Genomic DNA, 4,592 nt, shown 5'->3' with positions numbered 1-4,592 from the left:
ACCACTAGCTTACGCCCGACAGTGCGGGTATAAGCGAAGGATACCACTGCGGCAATTACCGCAGCAACACTAGTCCAGAGTGTACCTAACCACGGACCAAAGATGGCTCCTCCAGTTAAATTAAGTGCTGTTGAAGGGAGTATTAACACAGTCGCTACAACATAAAAGATGATATAGATCACTGGTGCCCAGATCCCAGCCTGTCTCAGCCAAGACTGAAGTTGCTCTGGCTCAATGCCTCCAAGTAAATGCATCACTAAAGCAGTTGCAAAGAGACAAACAAATGTGAGCAAGACAACAAATCGCTTATAGTTGAGCATCAAATAACGCTCCTACTTATCCAATCAGTCATTACATTTATCTCCGGTAAAAAGTTATTTTTATCTACTGTAATAGTAAATTTAACAGTGAATTATATCATATATAATACCGTAATTATAACCTATTTTTATATTATTTATTTTTTTGAGGAAATAACTTGATCATTTAGTGAATATGTTTTTGGTAAACCGTAGAGTTCACGAACTAGATAAATCGGTCTTTGTTTCGATTCTTCAAAGATGCGACCAATGTATTCACCAATTATACCTAGTGTCAGCAATTGCACTCCTCCTAAAAAAAGTATGACTACCATTAATGAGGCGTAGCCAGGAAGATCAATCCCAAACAGTAACGTACGAACTATTAGGAAAGCAGCATAGAGGAATCCAGCTATAGAAAGGATGAGACCGACATAACTCCAAACCTTTAAAGGCAGGAGACTAAATGATGTAATACCATCAATGGCAAAATTCCAAAGTCGCCAATAGTTCCACTTAGTGATTCCATCATAACGTGGAGGGCGATCGTAGAGTATAGAAGTTTGCTTAAAACCAACCCAAGCAAATATCCCTTTCATAAAACGGGTTCGTTCTGGCATTTGCTTGACAGCATCAACTACACGCCGATCAAGCAAACGAAAATCTCCAGTATTGGAGGGAATTTGCACATGGCTTATTTGACCAATCACTCGGTAGAAAAAATTGGCAGTAAAACGCTTAGCCCAAGTGTCTCCCTGACGAGAACGGCGTGTTGCATAAACAACATCGTAGCCCTCACGCCATTTGTTAATCATCTCCCCCATGATTTCAGGCGGATCTTGGAGATCTGCATCAATTGGTATAATGGCTGCACCACTAGCAAAATCGATACCAGCACTTAGAGCAGCCTCTTTACCAAAATTACGAGATAGATTGATAACCTTAATTACAGGATTTGAGTAATGGTGCTGGAGCAGTAACTTTAGCGTGTTATCCTTGCTGCCATCGTTGATACAAACAATCTCATAGTTGATGTTGAGATTGTCTAGCCCTATCGTAAGGCGTTCAAACAGGTAATCAATGTTGGACTCTTCATTATAAAGAGGAATCACAACGGAAATTTCGATATCGTCTTCTGAGTTAGAGAACATAATAAGCAACCTATAATCGCCATTGTATAACAATACAATTATCGTTTATTTTGTTGATATATCACATAAACAACGGATATATATTAAATATGTTTTATAAAGATATTATCAATATTATTGGAAGTTATTTTATTTTTGTAATAAAAAAAAGTTGTTTTTTATAGGCAGAATTTATCCTGTATTTTTGCTCAATTTTATGCTTAAATGATTCTGGCGTCTTATATAAAAAAACATCCTGGAATTCCTCAGGAATAGTAGGTTGGTTAGGCTCGATAACTAGCTGAAGTTTGACCTTGGGATCTAGTAAATGACTCAATTCCATGATGTCACCAAAGGTACCACCGCCATTTTTGGAGGCTTCACCGCTAACTACTAATGGCATATTTGCTCGATTAATAATCTCCGCGATTTTTTGATTATCACTGCGACTAGGTCTCACTGATTGAATAGCACCAGACAAAACTCCTGCTGCCATGATTGTTATGGTAATTATTCGCAAATGCTTCCGCTGCAAAAATTTTATTTTCGTGGAAGTGAACTGAGTAGAAAGAAAGTAAGCAACGGCGAGTTGGCATCCTAAGTAAGACGGAACGAAATAACGAGCGTTAGTTGAACGTATTCCACCAGACACTAAATCTGGAAGAGCTAGACTCAGTGAAATTGGTATGATTAAGGTGACAACAAATAGCCATATTTGCTTGGGGGTGTGTCGGCACAGAACATAAATTGAGTACCCCACTAGAATTGCCATAGCAAAGGCTAGCAAGGTTTTCAGAGATTCTGGAAGCCAAAATTGGGTTTTAAAAAAGACGGATTGAAGATTGAAAATCCAACTTTTTACTAAAGTGTTTACCGGCAGTGACATATCCATCCAGGCTGTTACTTCCTTTAGTTTGTCCAGATGGGTCAAAATCACCAGAAGCCAGGGCGAGAACGCCACAACTGAAACAAATGATGTTAATAAGTAAGCAACAGCTTTCTGACTTAGCCGAAATCCCTCATTGACAGCCACGTAAATTCCATGACCAAATAAGACAAAGACAGAAAATACAGCAGAATAGAGCGATAGTATTGTAGTTACTGTATAAATCACCCATGCAGATTTTGTTCCTAACCTCATTGCCCGCAGCAGTGACACGCTCATTAGTAAAGTCGTAACTGCCCACAAACCGTACTCCCGTATTTCTTGTGCATAGTACACATGGAAAGGAGAGATAGCTACTAATCCCATCGCTATCCATGCTGTCAAATAGGACTTAAAAAGTTCCAGACAAAGCCAGTAGATACAAGGGAGTGCCAACAGGCTGATTAAGACAGGTAAGCTTCTGTTGATGCTTACAGAATCCCCTAACCACTGAAACCAAAACCGTGCTATTAAAAAGTAGATGGGCGGATGATGTTGATCTTCTGTTACCAGCCCATTGAGAGTGTCAAAAAATTTTTTTTCATGATTAACACTTTGATACTGTCTTAGTTCTTCAACTCCAATTATGTGACCCGTAAATACTTGTTGAATTACCTCCGGTACCGTATAACCAGAAATTCTTAGTAAGGTGTAAGTCTCATCATGCCAATAAGCTCTTGTTTCAAGATTACAAAATCTAAAAAATACCCCTAATATCAATAAAAAGATAATCAGTAATTTTAACCAATTTGGTGGAAGTATCAACCTGGTTTTGATGATTTTATTCATATAACATATCTCATCATATATTATTTATGTTTAATAAAAATTATTTGATATTTTTTATATTATAGTATCATTATGACCTAGATTTAACTGTGGTTTATGTTATACCTATATACAGGTATACAGGTATAAAAATACTTTATTAAAACCTATTTACCTATACATTTTTTGATAAATTGCTTGACAGCATTATGGTAATTTAGCCTGATAGCCTTGAAATAGCCTGCTCTGATAGTTTTGTCTTTGATCAGATGCATAAACTTGAGAAGTTTAGTTATAAATGATACATTATTGTTTAATCTTAAAAATTCCATGGGTTTCCCCCCCATTTTGCGATCATACCAAGACAACAACATGCCTTGCTTTAGAAACATAAATGGTGTCAGCCCATCATATTTAGCATTTGCTGCTAGATGGGTAGGTAGATTAGGATTCACCTTTCTAAATGCCTCGGTGATCAGTGCAATGCCATTTGGTTTTAGCATGGAGTGTATATCTCCAATAGCAGCAAATGGATCACTCAGATGCTCTAGCACTTCAAAGGATAAGACTACGTCATATTGACTAGATAGACATTGGTTGTAATCACTTATAATAGTTATAGATTCATCTAATAAACCATAATTAGCAAACCGTACTTATGCTACAAACCAGTGACGAGACACGGTATTAGACACGGTAAGGGCGATGGATATCTCGCGAGATAGGTACGTCCCTTTCCATGTCCCGCCGTGTCCAATACCATTTCCTACCCATGGGTCAACCTCTCTCAAAACCGTTGTTTTATTACGCTCAGTTCAATAATCCAGTTAACTGTGAATCTACACTTAGGAGTCTAGCTTATTTTGCCACCCTAGAAAAAAATCGTAGAAACCGCTCAGATAGCCTTATCCCTTAATCACCTTTTTCGAGGCTTTGTACAAAAAACCCCTAATTCTCTTGAGGCATTGAGAGCGAGATATTTTCCATCTTAGAAAATAGTACCAATACCTTATCCGCCAAAGAACACTAGGTCTTCTCGCTAGCATGTATTCGTCTTGTTTCTTAGCATGGATATCTTTCCAACCTAATCCATCAGATAAGAGAGTGCGGAAAAGACTTTCTGAATTAACCCATTCGCCAGCCACATCTTCACCAAATGGTCCAGCTGAGTGATAGGGGAATGAATACACTTCTTCTCCAGTAGTTGTACTTATCGGCCAATTATGATATGTTGTTGCAACACTCGAACCATTAACAAGCCGTCCTGCTCTCGGTTTTTCTCCGCTGCTCTCCAGGAGTTTGCTCTATAACTCTCTTTAGATACTATCAGCACAGGCTACAAAGAACTTAGACGATTGTTTGCACTTTCTCTGGCCGCACAAAGCCTACCCAGCTACTGTACAAAAGATATGGGTACCGCTCCGACACAATCACGATTTATTCGAGCGACGCAGAGGATGACGGAAACCG

5 protein-coding genes are annotated in these 4,592 nt (G+C 38.5%); all 5 read right to left on the bottom strand.

The window, feature by feature from the left end:
- Positions 1–320, bottom strand: a 320-nt coding sequence (locus F6K20_RS25345) for a TVP38/TMEM64 family protein (RefSeq protein ID WP_502708875.1), incomplete at its 3' end; no start/stop codon positions are given.
- A gap of 137 nt (positions 321–457) precedes the next feature.
- Complete coding sequence (locus F6K20_RS25340; protein WP_071107470.1) at positions 458–1,450, bottom strand: glycosyltransferase family 2 protein; 993 nt, start codon at positions 1,448–1,450, stop codon at positions 458–460.
- Between the two features lie 124 nt (positions 1,451–1,574).
- Positions 1,575–3,143, bottom strand: a complete 1,569-nt coding sequence (locus tag F6K20_RS25335) for a glycosyltransferase family 39 protein (protein ID WP_287296477.1) — start codon at positions 3,141–3,143, stop codon at positions 1,575–1,577.
- Between the two features lie 146 nt (positions 3,144–3,289).
- A complete protein-coding gene (locus tag F6K20_RS25330; protein WP_287247503.1) occupies positions 3,290–3,733 on the bottom strand; it encodes a class I SAM-dependent methyltransferase in 444 nt (147 codons plus the stop codon).
- A gap of 294 nt (positions 3,734–4,027) precedes the next feature.
- On the bottom strand, positions 4,028–4,312 hold the full coding sequence (locus F6K20_RS25325; RefSeq protein WP_287296476.1) for a hypothetical protein: 285 nt from the start codon (positions 4,310–4,312) through the stop codon (positions 4,028–4,030).
- Positions 4,313–4,592 lie beyond the last annotated feature (280 nt).

Origin of the sequence: Moorena sp. SIO2C4 (assembly GCF_010672485.1) — a bacterium.
Classification (GTDB): domain Bacteria; phylum Cyanobacteriota; class Cyanobacteriia; order Cyanobacteriales; family Coleofasciculaceae; genus Moorena; species Moorena producens.
Note: the sequence above shows the minus strand (reverse complement) of the source record. Positions and strands in the feature narration are given on the sequence as shown.